The sequence below is a fragment of the Micromonospora sp. AKA38 genome (assembly GCF_027925725.1).
Classification (GTDB): Bacteria; Actinomycetota; Actinomycetes; order Mycobacteriales; family Micromonosporaceae; genus Micromonospora.
Map to the genome: position 1 here is coordinate 1 of NZ_BNEI01000001.1, position 21,915 is coordinate 21,915.

At 71.5% G+C, this 21,915-nt stretch carries 20 protein-coding genes and 1 pseudogene; 12 read left to right on the forward strand and 9 right to left on the reverse strand.

The genetic code is table 11. The features are described 5' to 3' along the window. Nucleotides 1-64 precede the first annotated feature (64 nt). From TPA0908_RS00005 to TPA0908_RS00045, 9 genes are all read left to right on the forward strand, one after another. Entirely contained in the window at nucleotides 65-940 is an 876-nt protein-coding gene (locus TPA0908_RS00005) for an ROK family protein (RefSeq protein ID WP_281934601.1), read from the forward strand. A gap of 43 nt (nucleotides 941-983) precedes the next feature. Further along, on the forward strand, nucleotides 984-2,507 hold the full coding sequence (locus TPA0908_RS00010; protein ID WP_281933455.1) for an ABC transporter substrate-binding protein: 1,524 nt from the start codon (nucleotides 984-986) through the stop codon (nucleotides 2,505-2,507). A gap of 81 nt (nucleotides 2,508-2,588) precedes the next feature. Then, a complete protein-coding gene (locus tag TPA0908_RS00015; RefSeq protein WP_107157937.1) occupies nucleotides 2,589-3,530 on the forward strand; it encodes an ABC transporter permease in 942 nt (313 codons plus the stop codon). Then, nucleotides 3,527-5,326, forward strand: coding sequence for a dipeptide/oligopeptide/nickel ABC transporter permease/ATP-binding protein (locus tag TPA0908_RS00020; protein ID WP_281933457.1), 1,800 nt, complete (start codon nucleotides 3,527-3,529; stop codon nucleotides 5,324-5,326). Before TPA0908_RS00015 ends, TPA0908_RS00020 begins: the two co-directional genes overlap by 4 nt. Next, nucleotides 5,323-6,159, forward strand: a complete 837-nt coding sequence (locus TPA0908_RS00025; RefSeq protein ID WP_281933458.1) for an ATP-binding cassette domain-containing protein — start codon at nucleotides 5,323-5,325, stop codon at nucleotides 6,157-6,159. The genes TPA0908_RS00020 and TPA0908_RS00025 overlap by 4 nt, the downstream gene beginning before the upstream one ends. Nucleotides 6,160-6,173: 14 nt before the next feature. Next, nucleotides 6,174-7,061 carry a sugar phosphate isomerase/epimerase family protein gene (locus TPA0908_RS00030; protein ID WP_281933460.1) on the forward strand — a complete coding sequence of 296 codons (888 nt, stop codon included), beginning with the start codon at nucleotides 6,174-6,176 and terminating at the stop codon, nucleotides 7,059-7,061. Further along, a complete protein-coding gene (locus tag TPA0908_RS00035; RefSeq protein ID WP_281933462.1) occupies nucleotides 7,058-8,119 on the forward strand; it encodes a Gfo/Idh/MocA family protein in 1,062 nt (353 codons plus the stop codon). Before TPA0908_RS00030 ends, TPA0908_RS00035 begins: the two co-directional genes overlap by 4 nt. Before the next feature lies 1 nt (nucleotide 8,120). After that, complete coding sequence (locus TPA0908_RS00040) at nucleotides 8,121-9,197, forward strand: Gfo/Idh/MocA family protein (protein WP_281933463.1); 1,077 nt, start codon at nucleotides 8,121-8,123, stop codon at nucleotides 9,195-9,197. 46 nt (nucleotides 9,198-9,243) lie between these two features. Further along, on the forward strand, nucleotides 9,244-9,537 hold the full coding sequence (locus TPA0908_RS00045; RefSeq protein WP_281933464.1) for an alcohol dehydrogenase catalytic domain-containing protein: 294 nt from the start codon (nucleotides 9,244-9,246) through the stop codon (nucleotides 9,535-9,537). 119 nt (nucleotides 9,538-9,656) lie between these two features. Here the strand turns inward: TPA0908_RS00045 and TPA0908_RS00050 are convergent. The 8 genes and pseudogenes from TPA0908_RS00050 to TPA0908_RS00085 form a co-directional block, all read right to left on the reverse strand. After that, nucleotides 9,657-11,118 (reverse strand): annotated as a pseudogene (locus tag TPA0908_RS00050) (endo-1,4-beta-xylanase). Between the two features lie 308 nt (nucleotides 11,119-11,426). Beyond that, a complete protein-coding gene (locus TPA0908_RS00055) occupies nucleotides 11,427-13,319 on the reverse strand; it encodes an EAL domain-containing protein (RefSeq protein ID WP_281933465.1) in 1,893 nt (630 codons plus the stop codon). Then, nucleotides 13,306-13,926, reverse strand: coding sequence for an RNA polymerase sigma factor (locus TPA0908_RS00060; protein WP_281934604.1), 621 nt, complete (start codon nucleotides 13,924-13,926; stop codon nucleotides 13,306-13,308). Before TPA0908_RS00060 ends, TPA0908_RS00055 begins: the two co-directional genes overlap by 14 nt. Beyond that, complete coding sequence (locus tag TPA0908_RS00065; RefSeq protein WP_281933467.1) at nucleotides 13,926-14,219, reverse strand: hypothetical protein; 294 nt, start codon at nucleotides 14,217-14,219, stop codon at nucleotides 13,926-13,928. The genes TPA0908_RS00060 and TPA0908_RS00065 overlap by 1 nt, the downstream gene beginning before the upstream one ends. 212 nt (nucleotides 14,220-14,431) lie before the next feature. Then, entirely contained in the window at nucleotides 14,432-17,614 is a 3,183-nt protein-coding gene (locus TPA0908_RS00070) for a helicase HerA domain-containing protein (protein WP_281933469.1), read from the reverse strand. Continuing rightward, on the reverse strand, nucleotides 17,614-18,267 hold the full coding sequence (locus TPA0908_RS00075) for a hypothetical protein (RefSeq protein WP_281933471.1): 654 nt from the start codon (nucleotides 18,265-18,267) through the stop codon (nucleotides 17,614-17,616). The genes TPA0908_RS00070 and TPA0908_RS00075 overlap by 1 nt, the downstream gene beginning before the upstream one ends. Continuing rightward, complete coding sequence (locus TPA0908_RS00080) at nucleotides 18,254-19,180, reverse strand: endonuclease domain-containing protein (protein WP_281933473.1); 927 nt, start codon at nucleotides 19,178-19,180, stop codon at nucleotides 18,254-18,256. The genes TPA0908_RS00075 and TPA0908_RS00080 overlap by 14 nt, the downstream gene beginning before the upstream one ends. Nucleotides 19,181-19,389: 209 nt before the next feature. Then, entirely contained in the window at nucleotides 19,390-19,584 is a 195-nt protein-coding gene (locus TPA0908_RS00085) for a helix-turn-helix transcriptional regulator (protein ID WP_281933475.1), read from the reverse strand. Between the two features lie 99 nt (nucleotides 19,585-19,683). Here TPA0908_RS00085 and TPA0908_RS00090 point away from each other — a divergent pair, with 99 nt between their 5' ends. Then, complete coding sequence (locus TPA0908_RS00090) at nucleotides 19,684-19,992, forward strand: hypothetical protein (RefSeq protein ID WP_107158016.1); 309 nt, start codon at nucleotides 19,684-19,686, stop codon at nucleotides 19,990-19,992. Between the two features lie 47 nt (nucleotides 19,993-20,039). Here the strand turns inward: TPA0908_RS00090 and TPA0908_RS00095 are convergent, their stop codons facing one another. Continuing rightward, entirely contained in the window at nucleotides 20,040-20,525 is a 486-nt protein-coding gene (locus tag TPA0908_RS00095; protein ID WP_281933478.1) for a carboxymuconolactone decarboxylase family protein, read from the reverse strand. Between the two features lie 167 nt (nucleotides 20,526-20,692). Here TPA0908_RS00095 and TPA0908_RS00100 point away from each other — a divergent pair, with 167 nt between their 5' ends. After that, nucleotides 20,693-21,592, forward strand: a complete 900-nt coding sequence (locus TPA0908_RS00100; protein WP_281933480.1) for an RNA polymerase sigma-70 factor — start codon at nucleotides 20,693-20,695, stop codon at nucleotides 21,590-21,592. Further along, nucleotides 21,589-21,912, forward strand: coding sequence for a hypothetical protein (locus tag TPA0908_RS00105; protein ID WP_281933482.1), 324 nt, complete (start codon nucleotides 21,589-21,591; stop codon nucleotides 21,910-21,912). The genes TPA0908_RS00100 and TPA0908_RS00105 overlap by 4 nt, the downstream gene beginning before the upstream one ends. The last annotated feature ends 3 nt before the right edge of the window (nucleotides 21,913-21,915 follow it).

Below are 21,915 nucleotides of genomic sequence, written 5' to 3' on the forward strand. Positions count from 1 at the left end.
ACCTCGTGGTCGAGGTCGGCACGCGGGCCGGGACCCGGCCGGGCAAGCCGGCCATGATGCTCGAATTCAACGAGCGCGCCTACCAGACCGTCGCCCTGGACCTGAGCCACTCGACGCTCTACCGGGGGCCGTCCTTGACCTCGGCGGCACCGTGGTGGCCCGCCAGCAGGTCGAGATCGAGGGCAGCACCGGCGCCGACGCCCTGGCGAAGGTGACCGGTCTCGTCGAGGCGCTACACCGGCAGGTGACCGCGCCGCTCCTCGGCATCGGCATCGGCACGCCGGGCATCGTGGACCTCGGCGGCGTCGTCCTCAGCGCACCCAACCTGGGCTGGCAGGACATCCACCTCCAGGCGCTGCTCAGCGAGCGTTTCGCCTGCCCGGTGGTCGTGTCCAACGACGCCAACGCCACCGCGCTCGCCGAACGCAGCTACGGCGAGAGCGCCGCGGACACGCTCCTCGTCCGGGTCGGCGTCGGCGTGGGGGCGGGTCTGCTGCTCGGTGGCACCCCGATCCTGGGCAGTCGGTTCGCGGCCGGCGAGATCGGCCACGTGGTCGTGGACGCCGGCAGCGAGCGACCCTGCGTGTGCGGCAAGACCGGCTGCCTGGAGACCTGGCTGTCGACCCGGCGCATCCAGGAGGACCTGTCCGGGGCCCGCACCGACGCGGAGCGCGCCCGGGTGCTGACCGTCGCGGGCGAGGCGCTCGGCTCCGTGCTGGCACCGATCGTGGCCGCGCTCAACATCTCCGAGATCGTCCTCAGCGGACCGCACCGGGTGCTGGAGGGGCCGCTGGCCACGGCCGCGATGGAGACCATCCGCCGGCGCGCCCTGACCGAGGTCCACGGCGACATCGTCCTCCGGCTCTCCGAGCTGGGCGACGACATCGTCCTGCGCGGCGCGACCGCCATGGTCATGAGCCAACAGCTCGGAATCGCTTGACCCGACGCCGACCGGCGCTGGCTTTGCAGCAACAGAAGGGAACATGGTGCAACTACCCCGCACGCTGACGGCAGCGCTTGCCGCAGTCGCTCTCGCCCTCGCCGGTTGTAGCGGTGGCGGGCAGGCCAGTGAGGCCGGCTCCGCCCAACTCGTCCTCGGCAACAACGGCGACGTCCTGACCTGGGACCCGGCGGAGATGAAGGAGGGCGCGGTCATCCACTACGCGGAGGCCGTCTACGACCCGCTGCTCCGCAAGACCGCCGACTCGAAGATCGAAGGCAACCTCGCCTCCGAGTACGCGTACAACGACGACCTCACCGAACTCACGCTGAAGCTGCGCGACGGCGTCACGTTCAGCGACGACACCGCACTCGACGGCGAGGCGGTGAAGGTCAACATCGAGGCGCGGAAGAAGGGCGCCGGCAGCGCGTCCGAGGCGGCCCGGGCGATCGAACGGGTCGAGGTCGTGGACCCGAAGACGGTCCGTCTGCACCTCAGCGAGCCCAGCCCCGGCCTGCTCGCCGGCCTGGCGACGTACCTGGGATACATGGTGAGCCCCAAGGCGCTCGCTGCGGGCGGCATCGCCACCACCCCGGTCGGCTCCGGGCCCTACCTGCTCGACGCCGGCGCGTCCGAGAAGGGCGTCAGCTACAAGTTCACCGCGCGTGAGGGCTACTGGAACCGCGAGGCGTTCCCGTTCGAGACCGTGGTGATCCGTCCGTACGAGGAGTTCACCGCCCGCTACAACGCGCTCGCGACCGGTCAGATCCAGTTCATGTACGGGACCTCCGACATGGTGCCGAAGGCGAAGACCGACGGGCTCACCGTCAAGACGGTGCCCGGCGAGTGGCAGGGCATCATCCTCCAGGACCGGGCCGGCAAGGCGTCGGCGGCGCTCGGCGACGTGCGGGTGCGGCAGGCGATCAACCACGCGCTCGACCGCAAGGCCATCCTGGAGACCCACTACGGCGGGTTCGGCCAGGTCTCCACGCAGACGTTCAACCCGGCCAGCGAGGCGTGGGTGCCGGAGCTGAACGAGCGCTACCCGTACGACCCGGCGAAGGCGAAGGAACTGCTGGCGGCGGCGGGCTACGGCAACGGCTTCAAAATCAAGATCTCGTTCAGTGAGGGCTTCATGTCCCCGCTGGTGCCGATCGTCGCGCAGTACCTGTCCGACGTGGGCATCACGGTGGAGCAGGTGCCGGTCAACGGCTTCGCCAACGGCGGCCTGGAGACCCTGAAGGGCCAGCCGGCGTTCATGCTCTCCTTCTCCACCAACATCCCGGCCTGGACGGACGTGCTGAACAAGCTCACCCCGACGTCGCTGTGGAACAACTTCAAGTACACCGACGACACCGTCACCCGGCTGCTCAAGGAGATCCCCGCGGCGCAGGGCGACAAGCAGGCGGCGCTCTACAAGGAGCTGAACACCCACCTGGTGGAGCAGGCCTGGTTCGCCCCGATCGTCACGCAGGAGAACGTCTACCTGTTCAAGCCGGACATCGACGTGACCATGCAGCAGGCACAGCTCATGCCGAGCCTGCGCTTCTTCGCCCCGGCCAAGTAACCCGCCCGTCGATCCCCGGGTGGGCCGGTCACCACCGGCCCACCCGGCGGACCACCCCAGGTCAGCTAGGAGGTAGCAGGCATGTTGGGCTTCATCGGCCGGCGACTGGCCACGGGCCTGCTGTTGGCGTTCACGGTGGTGACGGGGATGTTCTTCTTCCTCATGCTCACCGGCTCCGACCCCGCCCGGGGCGCGCTCGGCCTCTACGCCACGGAGGAACAGGTCGCGGTCAAGCGCGCGCAGCTCGGCCTCGACCGGCCGGTCGTCCAGCAGTACCTGGACTGGCTGGGACACGTCGCGCGGGGCGATCTGGGTGTCTCGTCCGCGCAGAACGCCGACGTCATGGACCTCATCGTCTCGCGCCTGCCGGTCACCGTGTCCCTCGCGCTCGGCGCCGTCCTGGTGGCCGCCGTCCTGGGCGTCGTCCTCGGGCTGCTCGCGGCGACCCGGCCCGGGACGTTCGACCGCGCGCTCCAGGTGGTCATGGTGCTCGGCTTCAGCCTGCCGAACTTCTGGGTGGCGATCATCCTGGCGCTGGTCTTCGCCGTACGGCTGGGCTGGTTCCCCGCCACCGGCTACGTCCACCTGGGCGACTCACCCAGCGGCTGGCTCTGGTCCATCACCCTGCCGATCATCGCGCTGTCGATCGGGTCGATCGCCGCCATCGCCCAGCAACTGCGCAACTCCGTGATCACCGTCAACGGCCAGGCGTACGTCCGGACGCTCCGCAGCCGGGGCCTGTCGCAACGCCACATCCTGCTGGTGCACGTGCTGCGCAACGCGTCGCCGCCGGCGTTGACCATGCTCTCGTTGCAGTTCATCGCCGCGATGAGCGGCGCCGCCATCATCGAGCGGGTGTTCGGCCTCCAGGGCATCGGCGCGGTCGCCATCAACGCCTCGGGCAACAGCGACATCCCCGTCATCATGGGCGTCCTGCTCTTCACCGTGCTCGTCGTCGTGCTCGTCAACCTGACGGTCGACATCCTCTACGCCGCTTTGAATCCGAAGGTACGCAACGCATGAGCGCCGACACGACGGTCCGTGCGGGCCGCACCTCCAGAAGGCTCCGCGCCTTCCTCGGCAACCCGATGGGCGTGGTGGCCGGCGCCGTGCTGCTCGCCATCGTCGCCGCGAGCGTCCTCGCCCCGCTCCTCGCCCCGCAGGACCCCAACCTGGTGGTGCTCTCCGAGGCGCTCCGGCCGCCGAGCGGCGACCACCCGCTGGGCACCGACGGGAACGGCCGGGACATCCTCAGTCGGCTGCTGTGGGGCGGCCGGGTGAGCCTCCAGGCCGGCGCGATCATGGTGACCGTCGCGCTGCTGTGCGGGATTCCCGCCGGCCTGCTCGCCGGCTACCGCGCGAAGTGGTTCGACGGGGTGTCTAGCTGGATCTTCAACATGCTGATGTCCCTGCCCGAGATCCTGATCATCATCGTGGTGATCGCCTCGCTCGGCAGCGGCCTCGCCCCCACGATGATCACGCTCGGGGTGCTCGCCTCGCCGGACATCTTCCGGCTGACCCGGAGCGCCGTGATCGGCGTACGCGAGGAGCTGTACTTCGACGCCGCCCGCGTCGCCGGGCTGTCCGACGTCCGGATCATCTTCCGGCACGTGCTCTCCGTCGTGCTGGGGCCGGTGCTCGTGCGGTCCTCGTTCATCTTCGGCATGGCGATCATCGTGCAGTCCGGGCTGGAGTTCCTCGGCTTCGGTGACCCGCAGCGCCCGAGCTGGGGCGGCGAGCTGAGCAACGCGTTCCAGAACTTCCACCGCGCCCCCGAGCTGGTGATCGCGCCCGGCGTGGCGATCGGCCTCACGGTCATGGCGCTGGTGCTCTTCGGCACCGCGCTCGCCGACTCGCTCGGGATCAGCCTGCGGCGCAAGGCCAAGCGCGCGGCCCGCCCCGCCCGCACCGGCGACACCCCGGTCGACCGGATCGAGACCGGCGAGACGCCGGCCGACCGGGCCGCGTTCGGCGACGCGCCGCCCGCCGACACCCTCCTGCGCGTCGAGGACCTGGCGGTCCGGTACGTGGCGGAGGACGGCACCATTAAGGAGGTGGTACGCGGCGTGTCGCTGCACGTCGCGCGCGGCGAGGTCCTCGGCCTGGTCGGGGAGTCCGGCTCCGGGAAGTCCCAGACGTCGTTCGCGATCCTCGGGCTCCTGCCACCCGACGCCACCGTCTCCGCCCGGCAGCTCGCGCTGGACGGGCAGTCGCTCGTGGGATTGCGCGAGAGCGAGCTGCGCAAGCTGCGCGGCACCCGGATGGCGTACGTGCCGCAGGAGCCGATGTCGAACCTCGACCCGTCCTTCACGATCGGCGCCCAGCTCACGAAACCGATGCGGCACCGGCTCGGCCTGTCCCGGAAGGCCGCGACCGCGCGGGCGCTCGACCTGCTGGACCGCGTCGGCATCCCCGACCCCCCGCGTACCCTCGCCGCCCATCCCCATCAGCTCAGCGGCGGCATGGCCCAGCGTGTGCTCATCGCCGGTGCCGTCTCCTGCGACCCGGAGCTGCTCATCGCCGACGAACCGACCACCGCGCTCGACGTCACGGTCCAGGCCGAGGTCCTCGAACTCCTCCGCGGCCTGCAACGCGAGCGCGACATGGGGCTCGTCCTGGTCACCCACAACCTGGGTGTGGTCGCCGACATCTGCGACCGGGTGGCGGTCATGCGCGACGGCCTCATCGTCGAGCAGCAGCCGGTCGCCGGCCTCTTCGCGAACCCGCGACACGAGTACACCCGCATGCTCCTGAACGCGACCCTCGAAGACGCGCCGCCCCGGCGGGAGCGCGGCGACCTCCAGGAGGTGGGGTCGTGAGCGCCCCCGACGACACCGGCACGCCCCTGCTCGACATCCGCGACGTCGACGTCGTCTACCGCGGCGCCGGCTGGCGTCGCCCGTCGTTCCACGCGCTGCACGCCGTCTCGATGCGGGTCGGCGCGGGCGAGACGGTCGGTCTGGTCGGCGAGTCCGGCTCCGGGAAGACCACGCTGGGCCGTGCCGTGCTGGGCCTCGCCCCGATCACCGGCGGCACGGTCACGTTCGACGGCGTCGACATCACCCGCGCGAACCGGCGCGCCCGCCGCGCGTTGAGCCGCGACATCCAGGTCGTCTTCCAGGATCCGTACTCGTCGCTCAACCCGGCCATGACCGTGGAGACCATCCTCGCCGAGCCGTTGCGGGCCCAGGGCGTGGCCCGGGCCGAGGCCACCGCGCGGATCGGTGAGCTGCTGCGCCAGATCGGCCTGGAGGCGGACGCCGGCCGCCGGTATCCGCGCGAGTTCTCCGGCGGGCAGCGGCAACGCATCGCCATCGCGCGCGCCCTGGCGCTGAAACCCCGGCTCATCGTCTGCGACGAGCCGGTGAGCGCGCTCGACCTGTCCACCCAGGCCCGCATCCTCGACCTGCTCATCGACGTGCAGGAGAAGACCGGCGTCGCGTATCTCTTCATCTCCCACGACCTGTCGGTGGTCCGCTACGTCTGCCACCGGGTCGCGGTGATGCTCAAGGGCCGGATCGTCGAGACCGGCGACGGCGACGTGGTCACGTCCCGGCCGGAGCATCCCTACACCAACCGGCTCCTCATGGCGTCCCCCATTCCCGACCCGGTCCGCCAGGCCGAACGACGCCGCCGGTACGCCGCCCTCTAGGAAAAGGAAACATCGTGCAATTCGGCTTCAGCTCCTACTCCTTCTACCAGCACCTGCGTACCGGCCGGATGAGCCTCTTCGAGGTCATCGACTGGATCGCGGCCAGCGACGCCACCCACATGGAGATCGCGACCGTGTCGCTCTCCCCGGAGATCTCCAACGACACCTCCACCCTCGACCAGGACCCCGATCTCGTACGCGAGATCAAGACCCGCGCCGCCGACCAGGGCGTCACGCTGTCCAACCTGGTCGTCCCGGCCGACCTGCTCGGCGCCGACGCCGACCGGCACATGCAGCGGGTCAAGCGGCACCTCGACGTGGCCGCCGAGCTGGGCATCACGCTCTTCCGCCACGACGTCGCCAAGTGGGCGCACCGGGCCAGGGACGTCGCCGAGTTCGAGGCGCTGCTGCCCCGCATGGTCGAGGCGTGCCAGGAGATCGCCCGCTACGCCGCGCAGTACGGCATCACCACCAGCGTGGAGAACCACGGGCTGCTGATGAACGGCGGCGAGCGGGTCCGACGGCTCATCCACCTGGTCGACGAGCCGAACTTCAAGACCACGCTCGACGTCGGCAACTTCATGTCGGTGGACGACAACCCGGTGGTGGCGGTCGCCGGCAACGCGCCGTACGCCAGCATCGTGCACCTGAAGGACTTCTACGTCCGCTCGCAGTTCCCCGGCGACGGCTGGCACCACACCCCCGGCGGCACGTACCTGCTCGGCTCCATCGTCGGCTACGGCGACCTGGACATGCGCCGGATCGTGCGGGGGATCCTCGACGCCGGCTATGACGGTTTCGTCTCCATCGAGTTCGAGGGCATCGAGGAGTGCCTGATGGCGAACCCGATCGGCCTGGCCAACGCGAAGCGGCTCTTCGCCGAGGCGGGGGCCCCCTCATGAGCCGGCTCGGCGTGGGCGTGATCGGCGTCGGCAGCATCGCGGACATGCACCTGGGCGCGTACGCCGCCAACCCGGACGTCCATCTCGCCGGCGTGTTCGACGTCAACCAGGAGCGGAGCGCGCAGAAGGCGGAGACGTTCGGCGTGACCCGCGTCCATCCCACGCTCGACGGCCTGCTCGCCGATCCGGAGATCGACGCGGTGAGCATCTGCACCTGGAACGACACCCACGCGGAGATCGCCACCGCGGCGCTGGACGCCGGCAAGCACGTCCTGGTGGAGAAGCCGTTGAGTCGTACCGCCGGGGAGGCGCAGGCGCTCGTCGACGCGGTCGCGCGCAACGACCGCCATCTCCAGGTCGGTTTCGTCCGGCGGTTCGGCGCGAACGCGCTGGTGCTCAGGTCGTTCGTCGACGCCGGGATGCTGGGCGACGTCTACCACGCGCGGGCGACGAACATCCGACGGCTCGGCAACCCGGGTGGCTGGTTCGCCGACCGGGCGCGGTCCGGCGGCGGGCCGCTCATCGACATCGGCGTGCACGTCCTGGACCTCTGCTGGTACTTCATGGGCACGCCGCGGGCGGTCACCGTCAGCGCGGTCACCCACTCGCCGCTCGGCAACCGGGCGAACGTCACCTCGCTGTCGCGCTACAAGGTCGCCGACTACGACCCGACGCGCAGCGACGTGGAGGACTTCGCCGCCGCGCTGATCCGGTTCGACAACGGCGCGTCGTTGATGCTGGAGACCAGCTACTCGCTGCACGCGCTGGAGGACCGCCTCGAAGTGGCGGTCTTCGGCGAGCGCGGCGGCGCGGAACTCGAACCGGCGCTGCGCATCGCCACCGAGATGCAGGACACTGTGCTGAACGTGGCACCCCAGATCGACCATCTGTCGTTCGACTTCGCCGAGGGGTTCGCCAACGAGATCGCGCACTTCGTCGCGCTCTGCCTCGGCGAGGCCGAGGAGGTCGCGCCCGTCTCGCACGGCGCGGAGGTGATGCGCATGCTCGACGGGATCTACGAGTCAGCGCGGACCGGTCGAGAGATCAGGCTCTCCTGACATGGCCGACGCACGGGGACCGGTCCGGGTCGGCGTGGTGGGATGCGGCAACGTCAGTTCCCGGTACCTCGCCAACCTGGCCGGCCAGCCGGCCGTCACGGTCGCCGCCTGCGCCGACGCCGACCCGGCGCGGGCCCGGGCGCTCGCCGCCGCCCACCGGGTGCCGGCGGTGCTCCCGGTCGACGACCTGCTGGCGGATCCGGGTCTCGACCTGGTGCTCAACCTCACCCCGCCCCGGGCGCACGCCGAGGTGAGCCTGCGCGCGCTGGCGCACGGCAAGCACGTCTACACGGAGAAGCCGCTGGCCACCACCATGACCGACGCTCGCCGCGTCCTCGACGCCGCGCGGGCCCGGTCGTTACGGGTCGGCACCGCGCCGGACACGTTCCTGGGCGTCGGGGCGCGGACCTGTGCGGCGCTCGTCGCCCGGGGCGCGATCGGCACGCCGACCTCGGTGGCCGCCGCGATGATGAATCCCGGGCCGGAGCGGTTCCACCCGGAGCCCGAGTTCCTCTACCAGGAGGGCGCCGGCCCGCTGTTCGACATCGGGCCGTACTACCTCACGGTGCTGACCGCGCTGATGGGTCCCGTCGTCCGGGTGGGGGCGCTGGGCGGCACGGCGCGGGCGCAGCGGGAGGTGCTGACCGGGCCCCGCGCCGGGTCGACCTTCCGGGTGGAGACCCTCACCCACATCAACACCGTGCTGGAGTTCGCCGGCGGGGCGCTGGGCACGCTGGTGACCAGCTTCGACGTCGCGGCGACGCGTACGCCGCACCTGGAGATCCACGGCACCGAGGGCACCATCGTCGCCGCGCAGGCCAACTCGTGGGGTGGCCCGGTGCTGCTGAAGGGGCCGGGCACCGACTTCGTCGAGGTGCTCCCCGGCCCGCGGGGGTCCGACGGGTTCATGGGGATGGGGCTGGTGGACATGGCCGAGGCCATCCGGACCGGAAGACCGGCGCAGGCGACGGGCAACCGCGGGCTGCACGTGCTGGAGGTGCTCACCGCCATCGCCGACACCGCCCGCACCGGCGGCGGCTTCGCCACGATCGGGTCGACGCTGGAGACCGCCGGCTGAGCGGAGGCTTGCGCTGGAGCGAACTCCAGCGCCTGGCGTCGCCGCCATGGCACAGACGACAGGCATGGCACTGACGTCGCCCGGCGGAAGCTGGACGCCGTACACGTTCGAACGCCGGGCTCTGCGCCCGGACGACCTCGCGGTCCGCGTCACCTGGTGCGGGGTCTGCCACACCGACCTGCACGCGGCCGAGGCGCTGACCGCGGACGCCCCGCCGGGCCATTTCGTGGCGCTCGGCCCCGGCACCCGGAGCACTCCGCGCAGCGGCTGCGGATCCTTCAGGAGCAGGAGGAACGGCTGCACCGCCGCCGCGCCGAGCTGGACGAGGACCTGCGGGTGATGCGGCACAAGATGGCGGATTTCCGCGACCTGATGGCGCACGGCCGCACCTGCGAGGACGACGACCTGCCCGACGACTGCGGTGGCCCACCGTCACCACGGTGAGCCACCGCCTGTCGGTCAGTTGGCGACGAGCCGGAACTGCTGGTTGGCCTGGCCGTTGCAGTCGTAGAGCTGGACCTGCTGGCCGTTGGCGGTGCCCCAGACGTCGAGGCAGCGGCCGGACTGCACGCCGCTGATGGTGCCGTTGGAGTTGACGTTCCACTGCTGGTTGGCCTGCCCGTTGCAGGCGTAGATCTGGACCGCCGCGCCGTTGCCGGAGCCGGCCGCGTCCAGGCAGCGGCTGCCACCGTAGATGGTCAGTTGCTTGCTGCTGGTGTACGTCCACTGCTGGTTGGTCTGGCCGTGGCAGTCGTAGAGCTGCACCCGGGTGCCGTTGGTCTGCGACGAGTTGGGCACGTCGACGCACCGGCCGGACTGGCTGCCGACGATCCGGCTGGCGCCGCCGGACGGCGGCGGCGTGGTCGGCCCGGAGGTCGGCGTCGCGGTCGGCGAGGTGGTCGGCCCGGGGCCGTCCGCGTTGAGCGCGTTCAGGACCGAGGTGTACGCGGCCTTCTTGTTGCCGCCGCCGTCGAACAGCAGCGGGTTCTCGTTGGAGCGCCACGAGTCACTGTCGCGCACGCCCCCACACGGTGATGCCGATGCAACGCGGCACGTTCAGGCACGCCTGGGTCAGACCCTGGTACTGCGAGGTCGACGAGTTGGTGACGTCGACCTCGGTGAGCGCCACGTCCACGCCGAGCGCGGCGAAGCTGGACAGCGTGGTCTGGAAGTTGCTCGGCAGCGAGCTGCCGCCGGTGAAGTGGGTCTGGAGACCGACGCAGTCGATCGGCACGCCCCGGGACTTGAAGTCCTGGATCATCCGGTAGACACCCTGCGTCTTGCCGTACGACCAGTTCTCGATGTTGTAGTCGTTGTAGCAGAGCTTCACCGACGGGTCGGCCGCCCGCGCGGTGCGGAACGCCACCTCGATCCAGTCGTTGCCGGTGCCCTGGAGGTTGGAGTTACGGCGGCTGCCGTCCTCGTTGAACGCCTCGTTCACCACGTCCCACGCGGCGAGCTTGCCCTTGTAGTGGGCCATCACACCGTTGATGTGGTTGATCATCGCGTTGCGCAGCGTGCTGCCCTGCATGTTCTGCATCCAGCCGGGCTGCTGGGCGTGCCAGGCCAGCGTGTGACCGCGCACCTTCAGGCCACGCTGGGTGGCCCAGTTGTAGATCTGGTCACCGGAGTTGAAGTTGAACTGGTTCTGGTTCGGCTCCGTCGCGTCCGGCTTCATCTCGTTCTCGGCCGTGATCATGTTGAACTCACGCGCCGCGATGGTGCTGTACGTCGAGTCGTTCAACCGGCTCGCCGCGATGGCGGTGCCGAAGTAGCGGCCCGACTGCGCGGCGGCGGCGCCCAGCGTGCTGGCGGCCTGGGCCGGGCCGGGCACCACAAGTGCGGCCCCGGCCAGGGCCAGCGAGCCGGCGGTGGCGGCCAGCAGCAGGCGGTAGGGGCCACGCCTTAGTAGACGTTTCATGACACTCCTCTACATATCGGATGAGGATGCGCAAGGCTGTGTGCACGGACCGCGCACCTGGCGGGGACACCACCGGGACGGTGGTGCGCGGTCCGGGTCACCGGCCCCGAAACTTCCGGAAGACTACCGGTAACTTCACCGCAACATACTCGCGACATGTTGATCGGTCAACGTCAATGAGCCCAGAAGCTGGCTCGGCACAGTCGCCGAAACTTCCAGTCCCCGGGTGCCCCGCGTCAGGCGATGCGGGGACCGACCGAGATCCGTCAACTCGTCCGGACCGCGGCTCGCACCGCGCCCGACGACGATCAGCCGAGCGCGGTGTACTGCGGCGGGAACCGCAGTTCCAGCTCCACCGTCTGCGCCTCCGTCCGGCTGACGGTTATCGGCTCGGGTCGTCCGGTCCGGTAACCCTGGGCGAAGTCGACCCCGAGGTTCCGCAGCAGCTCGATGGTCTGCTCGTCCTGGACGTACTCGGCGGCGACCCGGATGCCGAGCGCCTCACAGAGCTTGACCAGCATGGACACCAGGGCCTGACTTGCCGGCGACTGGCAGAGGTCGACGATGAACGTCCCGTCGATCTTGACGAGGTCCACCGGGAGTTGCTTCAGATGGGTGAGCGTGCTGTAGCCGGTGCCGAAGTCGTCAAGTGCCAGGTGGCAGCCGACCTCTCTGATCCCCGTCGCGAAGGCCAGCGCCTCGTTCCGGTTCTCGATGAGGGCGGTCTCGGTGATCTCGAACGTCAGACACTCCGGCTTGACGCCGTGCCGGTCGATCGCCTCGGTCACGAAGGCGAGCAGCCCCGGGTCGGCGAGCGACCTGCCGGAGAGGTTGACCTGGTAGTGGGAGGTCTGGGCACCCCGGCCGATCAACTCCAGGGCGTGGTCGACGACCCACTTGTCCACCGTGAGGATCTCCCCGACCCGCTCGGCCATGTCGAGGAAGGCCCAGGGTGCGACCGGCTCACCGGTGTCACTCCGCACCCGCAGCAGGATCTCGTGGCGGGTGACCTGGTTGAGCTGGAGATCGACGATGGGCTGCGCGTACAGGGCGAATCTGTTCGCCGAGACCGCGTGCCGCACCCGGGAACGGCACCGGTCCGCCCGCTCGCCGTCGGCGACCGGCTGGTCGAGCACGGTGATGGAGGCCGCGTTGCGGCGGGCGTCGCGGGCCGCGTGCTCGCCGTCGACGAGCAGGTCGAATCCGCTCGCACTGATCCCACCGCCGAAATGCACCACGCCCGCCGAGGTGTTGAGTCGCACCGTCTTCTGCCGGACGCTGAACAGGTGGTTCCGGAACCGCTCGACGATCCGAGCCGCCAGGCGCTCGGCGTCGTCCCCCGCCGGCGTGAGGAGCACTCCCCACAGGCCGGAGCCGACCAGGCCCCCCGTCAGCTCGCTCCCGACGACCGTACGCAGGAGACGGGCGACCGCCGCGGTCAGCTGGTCGCGGTCCTCGTCGGTGAGTGCCTCCGGCAGCCGGGTGGCGGGTTCGGTCGCCACGACGACGACGGCGCCACCGGTGGTGCGGCGGGCCCGATCGACCTTGTCGATGACGTAGCCGCGGGTCGCCAGCCCGGTGAGGGCGTCCCGCGCGGCCGGGTCGGCGCAGAGCATGCGGCTGCGGACGGCGAGCCGGCGACGTTCGCGCCGGGCGAGTTCGAGCGTGGTGACGTCCTCACCGGTGGCGACGATTCCGGACGGCTCGCCCTGGTCGGTCGTGATCTCCAGGTGGCAGTGCACGTGGCGGATGCTGCCGCCGGGGCGGATCACCCGGAAGCCGACCTCGCCGGGACGCTTCCGCTCCCATACGGCCCGGACCGCCGCACGGACCCGCCCCGCGTCCCCGGGATGCACGAGGCCGAGAAGCGTGTCGGGGGTGAGCCGGAACGTTCCTGGCGCGTGCCCGAAGATCCGCGCCATCTCGTCCGACCAGAAGATCCGCCCGACGCCCTCGGTCCCACCGGCCGTCCAGGTGACGGTGCCCAACTTCGACAGTTGGGCGGCGCGCGCGACCCGGGCCGCCTCGTCTGCGTCGCAGGTCAACGGGTCGACGAGGTCGGCGTCGACCAGGATCTTGTAGCCCTCGGCGAGTGAAACGTCGTACTGGCTCTGCGCGGCGCGCGCGACCCGCCGCGCCCGGGCGAGTTCCAGCGGGCTGGGCGTGGTCTCGGCCAGGGCCAGGATGTCATCGAGATCCACGGCTCTCCCCCTGCCGCCGGTGACCGTCCGGGCCGGTGTAGCCGGCCTCCTCGGCCAACTCGCGCAGCCCTCGCCGGGCGGCCACCTTGTAGGAGCGGACGCTGTTCTCGGTCAGCCCGAGGATGCGGGCGATCTCCTGGTTGGAGAATCCCTCCTGCGCCATCTGGAACACCTCGGCGTGCCGCGTCGGGAGCTGGTGCAACCAGCCCCGCAGCGTCTCCTGCGCCTCCCACACGTCGGCGATGTTCGAGCGCGGCACCGGCGGCAGGTCCTCCGGGGCCATCGCGGCCTCCCGCTGACACCGCTGACGGTCCTTCATGATCTTGAACCGCGCGGTGACCACGATCCAGCCGATCGGCCGGTCGTGGGCCCGCAGCTCGGACCACTTGACCCGCCCGTGCAGGTACGCCTCGTTGAGCGCGTCCTCGACCACCTCGCGGTCCCGGCACGCCGACCTGAGGATCCGCTCGACCTGGTGGTAGGAGGCCTCGGCGAACACGGCGAACTCCTGGTCGTGCGCGGCCTTCACGCGAGCGGCCTCAGCCTTCCGTGCCGTCTCGCGGTCGGCCTGGTCCGTCGTCAGGACGGCGGTGCCCTCGAACTCCATCACGCCGCCTCCTCGACGGCCTCGGCCTTCGCCACGCCGCGGCCACCCAGCTCCACCTCGCGGTGCCCGTCGCGGTCGCGCTCCACGATCCGCACCATGTCGTGGTCGGTCTCCGCGAGCCTGATCAACCAGGTGACCCGGGCTGTGGTACGTGTCGTCGCCTCGCGTTCCTCCTGTATGCGTGCCCGGTACGCGACCCACGCGCGCACCAGTCCGGCCGCTGCCCCCGCGACGGCCACAGCCACGGCCATCACCTGATAGCCGGTGAGCGGTTCCGCCAGCGCTTCGTTCATCGTTCCCCTGCCCCCTTCGGTCGCCAATTACTATCCGTGGCGGGCAGCGGATGTAGACGCCTCCGCGTCCACAATGTTCTCGAAGATCGATGATCAAGGCTTCTGGCAGCGCATACAGCACAAAGTCATCTCATCGGAACGCTGCGCAAAGTGGTCATGACAATCCCATGGGGGCAATTTGCGCGCAGCTTTCCGTCACTCTCGGCTACCGATCAACCACCACGACCGGTCCCGCGCGCCCGGTCCAGCACCTCTTCGACCGTGAGCGGGCTGCGCGGGTGGTGGCTCAACGACAGCGGCGTGCGGATCTTCCGCGGCGCGGCGCCCTCGGCGGCGAGATAGAACTCGCCCACCGTCAGCCGGGAGATGTCCGGCACGTCCCCGCCCTTGGCCCGGGCCATCTCGCGAGCCGCCTCGATCTGGATGGGGCTGTTCATCAGGCCGTACACCTGGGTCGCCGCGTTGCCGGGGATGCGGTTGTGCAGCCCCTTCGGCGCCTGCGTGGCGAAGATCAACCCGAGCCCGTACTTGCGGGCCTGGGCGGCCAGCGCCAGCGTGCTCTGGGTGCAGGCGGTCATCGCCCCCGACGGGGCGAACGTCTGCGCCTCGTCCATCACGAGCAGCCCCAGCAGCGGCCGGTCACCGGCCGGGTGCTTCTTGATCCAGGCGAACAACGCCATCTGGAGCTGGTTGACGAAACTCTGGCGGACGTCGTCGGACGGCAGCCCCACCAGGCTGACGACCGAGACCCGGGACCGCTTGCCGGCGGCGGGGGTGAGCAGCACACCGGGGTCCATCGGTGTGCCCTCGCCGCCGAAGAGCGGGTCGTTCACCATGGCGGCGGTGAGCGTCTGGGCGAGGCCGAGACCGATCTTGTCGGCGTCCTCCAGGTGGATGATCCCGTCCGGCAGGTCGGCGAGCGTGTCGACGAGGCCCTTCAACCGGGAACCGCCGCGCCGGCCGTAGTGCTCGACGGCCTTGCGCAGCACCGCCAGCCCCAGGTGCGCCCGGGTGGCCCGTCCGGTGACCATGGCGCGTGGCGCGAGCGCCACGACAGCCGCCTCGACGGCTTCGCCGAACTCGTCCGGGTCGTCGCGCACGCTGGTGAAGTCGGGCAGCGGCTGGAAGCTCAGCGGACGGCCCGAGCTGCGGCGCGGCGTCCAGACCACCACGTCGGTGTGGGCCAGGTAGTCCGCCGCCCGGTCCGCGTCACCCGGCCGCCACTGCGGCGGCGGGTCGGGCCACGCCTCCCCGAGCCGGGCGAGGTCGTTGTTGGGGTCGAGCACGATGGCGGAGACACCCGCGAGGGCGCACTCCTCGACGATGCGGCGGATGAGCACGGTCTTGCCCGACCCGGAGCCGGCGAAGATCGTGGCGTGTTTCCGGAGCGCTTCCAGGGCCAGCGGGACCGGCGCGTCGTCGTCGTACCCGTGTCCCACCACGAACGCCGACCCGGTCGCCGCCGTGGGACCGCTCGCGGCCGAGGGCGGCGTGGGCCGGGTCGCGGGCCGGGTCGATGCGGGCGCCGGTGGCGGTCCGCCGGCCGCCGTCCACCCGTCGACGTCCGCCAGCGCGTGCCGCAGGAACGCCAGGCTCCGGGTCGGACGCCGCTCCGCCAGCCAGCCTCGCAGGTCCATGGTGGTCTCGGCGAGCATCACCCGAAGCGCCGAGAGGGTCCGCAGGTCCTCGTCGTCCAGGCCGATCGTCCGGCCGCCCGCCGCGTGGAACGCGTCGAGCGTCCTACGGGTGGCCGCGCTGGTCGACCAGTCGCGGTTGCGCAGCAGGAACAGTTTGCGTTTCGTCAGCCCGGTGTCCAGGGCCGACGCCACGCTCGCCTTGCGGAGCCGGGCCAGCGCCGCGTTGCCGTGGTGGTTGTCGCTGATTGCCCGGAAACACCAGTGCACCTGGTCCTCGGTGTGCTCGTTCAGCGTCAGGCGCAGCCGGGCGTGCAGCGGCGGGTCCGTGCTCGGCGGCGGATCGACGCTGAACGCCGCCCCGGCGTCGCCGCGTTCCAGGATCCAGGCGGTGAGCCCGGCGGTCAGCAGTGCCGGCATCGTCCCGTCCTCCGACGCCCGATCGCGCGGCGCGACGAGGTCCGCGGCTGCTCGCAGCTCCGCGAAGCGGGCGTCGTAGCGGTCCGTCTCCTCGGCGGTGGCCGTCGCCGGAGTGGGCCGGGGCACCCGGGACGACGCGGCGGACGGTTCGCCCAGGCCGGTCATCTCCCGGACCTCGTCGTCGGCGAGGCAGGCCCGGATGTGCCCGTCAATCTCGATCAGCAACTGGCGCGGGGTGAACGATCCGGCCCCGGCGAAGGCGCGCGGGGACACCGGCCACGAGGGGTACGGCGGGGAGAATCCGACCCCCTGGTAGCGCAGCGCGAACCGCTTCTCGACGATCGCCCGGCCCAGGTCGGCGTCGTCGATGCGGCGCAGCATCGGCGTCTCCCGGAACCGGTCGGCCACCGTGTCGGCGGCGGTGGACCGGATGATGGTCCACGAGTTCGGGATGCAGGCGAGCACGGTCAGCGTGCGCCGCGTCGTCTGGCGCAGCGACATCAGGCCGTCCGCCATCCGGGCCAGCGTCAGCGCCTGCTCCGGGCTCATCGCGGCGCCCACCACGGCCGGGTCGCTCTGGATCGCCAACTGGGCGATCAGCGTGTCGATCTGGTCGATCGCCACCACGGACGGGCCGGTGAGCGCCAGCAGCCAGGACAGGTCCTGCACGATCTGCTGGGCCGGGCGCGGCACCCGACGCATCCCCCAGGCCGCGCGTTCACCGGGCGTCATCTCCTCGCCGGAGAGGAAGTAGTTCTCCGCGACGTCCCGGTGGGAGATGTTCTCGGAGGCGCTCAGCGCGAGCGCCCGCGCCGTCTCCTGGCAGGTACGGGCCGCGTGCCTGTCGAAGTCGCCAAGCCCCTCCAGGAACGCGTCGAGTGCGGCGCGGGTGAGTTCGGTGTCGCCCATCACCGCCCGGCGGGCCGTCCGGGGCGCGCCCACCAGCGCCGACAGGCGCCGCAGCAGCAGCTTGAGCTGCGTCTCCGGGCTACCGGGCACCGGCCGGGCCAGGCCGTCCAGCATCGCGGCGAGCACCCCGTCCCAGAAGCTTTCGGCGTCGAGCAGGCCGACCAGGAAGAAGTAGCCGCCCCGCTCCTGCACCCGCTCGCGGATCACGCCCAGCAGGTGGGTCTTGCCGGACCCCCGCTGACCCTGGACGACCAGGCCGAGCGGGCTGCCGTGCGGGTTCGACGCGGCCTCGTCCACGCCGGCGAGGACGTCCCGGACGACCGGGAGGTGCAGGCCGTCGACGTGGAAGGGCAGCGGGCGCCACACGTCGTCGGGCACCGGCGCCCAGTCGAACCGCAGCGCTGCCAGCGCGGCCCGTTCCGCCTCGTCCATCACACGCCGATCGCCAGCAGGTGGTTCTCCTGCCCGCCGAGTCGCAGCGCCGCCACGTGGTCCGCCTCGGTGAGCGTCTTCTGGTTCGACTCCGGTGCGATGCTCACGCCGTCGCTCCGGCTGAGCCCGCGCAGCGCCTCGTCCAGGTGCTCCCGCGACACGTCGGCGAAGAACGGGCGCAGCCGGCGCAGGCTCACCCAGGCCCCCGGCTCGTCGGCGAGCGCCCGGTAGGCGCTGACCACGCGCGCCTCCATCGACCCGGTCGGCCCGGCCGCCGGAGCGGATGCCGGAGCGCGCACGTCGGTCAGGGCGAACAGCTCAGCCAGCGTGGCGCAGCCGCTGCGCGCCAGGACGCGTTCACGCAGATTGGTCTGGAGGGCGGCCAACGCGGCACCGAGCGCGGACGCGCCGCGCAGCGTGAAGTCGAGGTCGGTCTGCATGCGTACCCAGCCCTTGTCGTCGAGCTGGAGGGCGTACGTCGACCCGCTCCGGCGGCTGGCGACGTACTGCAGACGGGTGAGCTTGTCCCGCTGCGGCTTACGTACGTCAAGCTGGTAACGGTCGCGGAGTTCGGTGTTCAACACCTCCCGCGCCTCGGCCATGAGCACGACGAGGATCGCGCTCTCGGATGCGGTCAGCTCATCGCCGGCCATGCTGCCGTCCTTCCGCCATGTCCCGGCGACGGGCCCGCAGATACGTGCCGATCTGCTGGACCACGGCGCCGACGTCGTGGATCACCCGGGCGTTCGTGAAGCGCAGGACCGTGTAGCCGTCCAGTTGGAGCTGGACGTCGCGCTGCCGGTCCGCCTCGTAGTGGACCGGACGGCAGTGCTCCGGCCCGTCGATCTCCACCACGCACCGTTCGTCCGGCCACAGTAGATCGAGTCGCACCGGCGTGGCCAAGCCGTGCGACTGAAAGCTCTGGTTCCACCGTCGTCCGGCCGCCCAGCTCTCGGCCGCGAGTGCCGCCTCCAGCCGTTTCTCGACGTCGCTGCCCGGATGTGGCTTCCCCACCGCCGGGCCGCCGGGGAGCAGGGCGCGCGGTGGCGCGAGCCGGAACGCCGGCAACCCTTCCGGCCCGGCCGCGCCGGCCCCCACCAGCCAGACGGCCGGACCGCCGTGCTGCCCGAGCCAGGTGGCCCCGGCCGCGACCACCGCGCCGTCGGCGGCCGCCGGTTCGACGAGCAGCACCACCCGCCGCCGCCCGAACGCGCCGGCGACGAGGCGGGCCAGCGCCGCCGCCCGGGTACGCACCGGAAGCGGCGTGGTGGTGTTGGTGGTGGCCCGTCGGCCGGTCACCGCGTAGCGGGCCAGGTCGGGCAGGAACGTGCCGGGATACCGCTCGCGGCGGGCCCGCGCGGTGGCCGCGGCCCGGACCGCCGCCAGCCCGGCCGTGTCCGGGCGGACCCCCTCGGCGATCTCGGGCAGCCAGGCCGGCAGCAACTCGACGGCGACCTGTTCGAGCCGGTCCAGCGCGGCGTGCACGACGTCCGCCGGCATGACGGGTCGAGTGGCCGGGCGGTGCACCACGGCGGCCAGGTCCGGATGGTCGCGGGCGATCAGCATGGCCAGCGCGTCGGTCTCCGCGTCGGGCAGGGCGACGACGCGATCGGTGGGGACGTCGGCGAGGCTCCGGTTGGACAGCAGCGCCAGCCCTCCCCACCGTCGACCGAGACGTCCCGGATCAGGGTACGAATCCGATTCGGACCACGCCAGGCTGTCGCACTGACCGCAAACCGACAGTGCCCCGGACCTCACTGGGGTTCCGGGGCTCCTTACTCCTGCTCGTCGAGGTGTGGCCGGTACTCGCGGATCCAGGCTTCGATGTCCTCGGTGCGCCACACGCGCCCCGTCGCGAGCGTCTCGTACGGCTCCGGCCAGTCCGGGCGCTTCATCAACTGCTCCACGCGCTGACGGCTGACGCCCAGCCGGGTACGGATCTCGTACGCACCCATCAGACGGCGTCCCATGCTCGGGACGCTAGACACTCCCTCACTAGGGCGTACCCTAGTTGGGCGAGGCCCTACTAGGGCCTTGACTAGAGGGTAGGGTTCGCACACCCTGGGGTGATGACCGGTCAGTACACCGCCCCCGGGCAGGACCGCAGCCGCCGGGCAGTCCGTCCGCACGGGCCCATGCGACCCCTCTGGCGATGCCGGGTGTGCGCAGCACCGTGGCCGTGCCAGCCGGCCCGCCTCCTGCTGCTGATGGAATACCGGCGTGACCGGGTGGCCTTGTCGATGTACATGGCCGGCTGCCTGTTCGATGCCACCGCCGACCTGATGAAACTCAATGACAACCCGGGGCCGTCGCCGGTCGAGTTGTTCGAGCGGTTCCTCGCCTGGACGGCTCGCCGCACCCCGGGCAGCGACCGGTAGCGGCCCGGCCCGGAGACGATCCCCGGACCGGGCCGATCCCCCGTTCTTCAGCCGAGCGCGGCGGCGAACATGCCGGCCTCGTACGAGCCGCCCGGCTGGTGCGCGATCACCGCGACCCGGTTCGCCGCGTTGATCAGCCCGACCTGGCAGACCAGCGCCGCGAGCTGGTCGTCGTCGAAGTGCTTGCGCACCTGCGCCCACGTCTCGTCGGAGACCCCCTGGTGGGCGTCGGCCAGCCGGGTGCCCTCCTCGGCGAACGCCAGGGCGGCGCGTTCGGCATCGGTGAAGACGGTCGACTCGCGCCAGGCGGCAACCAGGTGCAGCCGGACCGCGCTCTCCCCGGCGGCGGTGGCCTCCTTGGTGTGCATGTCGATGCACCAGCCGCAGCCGTTGATCTGGCTGGCCCGCAGCGACACCAACTCCTGAACGGAGTGCGGCAGCGACGACTGTTGGATCACCAGACCCGCGTTGGCGAACCGCTTGAAGAACTTGGCGGAAATCGGGTTCTCGAACAGGTTGATTCGGGTTTCCATGGGTTCGCCCTCTCCGGTGGCGTGGCGTTCGGTCGAACACGAGATGCCGGCGGCGGGGGCGGCGTGACACCGTGACCGGGTGACGCCGGCCACAGGGATGAGGTGTCACATCGTGCCGGCGGCCGGCGTCTGGTGGGGAACGCAACCGAGCAGTGGAGGAGCCAGCCATGACGGACCCGGCCACCGAGGAGTTCCTCGCCCACCGGAACCTGCTCTTCACGGTCGCGTACGAGATGCTCGGCTCGGCCGCCGACGCCGAGGACGTGATCCAGGAGACCTGGCTGCGGTGGGCCGGCGTCGACCTCGACGAGATCCGGGACCGGCGCGCCTACCTGGTCCGGATCACCACCCGCCAGGCGCTGTCCCGGCTGCGCGCGCTCGGCCGGCGCAAGGAGTCGTACGTCGGGTCGTGGCTGCCCGAGCCGCTGCTGACCGCGCCCGACGTGGCCGACGACGTGGCGCTGGCCGACAGCGTCTCGATGGCGATGCTGCTGGTGCTGGAGACGCTCGCGCCGACCGAGCGGGCCGTGTTCGTGCTGCGTGAGGTGTTCGACGTCGGGTACGACGAGATCGCCGAGACGGTCGACCGGACGCCGGCCACGGTGCGGCAGATCGCGCACCGGGCGCGTGCCCACGTGGCGGCGCGCCGGCCCCGCCGTACCGTCTCCGCGGCCGAGACCCGCGACGCGCTCGACGCGTTCCGGCGGGCGGTCGAGACCGGCGACCTCCGGTCGTTGCTCGCGGTGCTCGCCGAGGACGTCGTGCTGGTCGGTGACGGCGGCGGGATCAGGCAGGCGATCCCGCGCCCGGTCGCCGGCGCCGACAAGGTGGCCCGCCTGCTGGCCGGCGGCTGGCGTCGGGTCGCCGAGGCGGCGTCGATGGCGCCGGCGCAGGTCAACGGCTATCCGGCGCTGCTCGTGCGGCTCGACGGCGAGCTGGACACGGTCGTGGCGGTACGCCTCGACGACGGCCTGATCACCGGGCTCTACGCGGTGCGCAACCCGGAGAAGCTGTCCCGGATGACCCGGGAGACCACGCTGAGCCGACGTGCGACGATGCCCGGATGAGCAGCGACGCCCCCGCCCGAGCCGGGATGAGCAGCGACGCCCCGCCCGACGTCACCGCCCTCGCCATCAACGTGGCCGTTCCGGAGGCGCTGCGCTGGACCGACACCCGGCGCGGCGAGGAGTTCACGCTGACCACGCTCAACATCCGGCTGCTACCGGACGGCCGGCTCGCCGCGAAGGCGTACGGCCGGCCCACGGCGGGTGGGCGCGGCGCGTACGTGTCGTTCCGGGTGCCGGACCGGCCGGAGCTGGCCGCGCTGGTGGCGGCGGCGGCCGACCGGGCCGCGGCGCTCTGGGCCGCCCACCGCGGCCTCGGCTGAGCG

Bases quoted from the DNA above. Each gene is read 5' to 3' on its own strand.
- TPA0908_RS00080 (WP_281933473.1), bottom strand. From the start codon at position 19,180: ATGCTGATCGCCCGCGACCATCCGGACCTGGCCGCCGTGGTGCACCGC.
- TPA0908_RS00015 (WP_107157937.1), top strand. From the start codon at position 2,589: ATGTTGGGCTTCATCGGCCGGCGACTGGCCACGGGCCTGCTGTTGGCG.
- TPA0908_RS00040 (WP_281933463.1), top strand. From the start codon at position 8,121: ATGGCCGACGCACGGGGACCGGTCCGGGTCGGCGTGGTGGGATGCGGC.
- TPA0908_RS00095 (WP_281933478.1), bottom strand. From the start codon at position 20,525: ATGGAAACCCGAATCAACCTGTTCGAGAACCCGATTTCCGCCAAGTTC.
- TPA0908_RS00100 (WP_281933480.1), top strand. From the start codon at position 20,693: ATGACGGACCCGGCCACCGAGGAGTTCCTCGCCCACCGGAACCTGCTC.
- TPA0908_RS00060 (WP_281934604.1), bottom strand. From the start codon at position 13,926: ATGGAGTTCGAGGGCACCGCCGTCCTGACGACGGACCAGGCCGACCGC.
- TPA0908_RS00070 (WP_281933469.1), bottom strand. From the start codon at position 17,614: ATGGACGAGGCGGAACGGGCCGCGCTGGCAGCGCTGCGGTTCGACTGG.
- TPA0908_RS00075 (WP_281933471.1), bottom strand. From the start codon at position 18,267: ATGGCCGGCGATGAGCTGACCGCATCCGAGAGCGCGATCCTCGTCGTG.
- TPA0908_RS00035 (WP_281933462.1), top strand. From the start codon at position 7,058: ATGAGCCGGCTCGGCGTGGGCGTGATCGGCGTCGGCAGCATCGCGGAC.
- TPA0908_RS00045 (WP_281933464.1), top strand. From the start codon at position 9,244: ATGGCACAGACGACAGGCATGGCACTGACGTCGCCCGGCGGAAGCTGG.
- TPA0908_RS00090 (WP_107158016.1), top strand. From the start codon at position 19,684: ATGACCGGTCAGTACACCGCCCCCGGGCAGGACCGCAGCCGCCGGGCA.
- TPA0908_RS00065 (WP_281933467.1), bottom strand. From the start codon at position 14,219: ATGAACGAAGCGCTGGCGGAACCGCTCACCGGCTATCAGGTGATGGCC.
- TPA0908_RS00020 (WP_281933457.1), top strand. From the start codon at position 3,527: ATGAGCGCCGACACGACGGTCCGTGCGGGCCGCACCTCCAGAAGGCTC.
- TPA0908_RS00010 (WP_281933455.1), top strand. From the start codon at position 984: ATGGTGCAACTACCCCGCACGCTGACGGCAGCGCTTGCCGCAGTCGCT.
- TPA0908_RS00105 (WP_281933482.1), top strand. From the start codon at position 21,589: ATGAGCAGCGACGCCCCCGCCCGAGCCGGGATGAGCAGCGACGCCCCG.
- TPA0908_RS00085 (WP_281933475.1), bottom strand. From the start codon at position 19,584: ATGGGACGCCGTCTGATGGGTGCGTACGAGATCCGTACCCGGCTGGGC.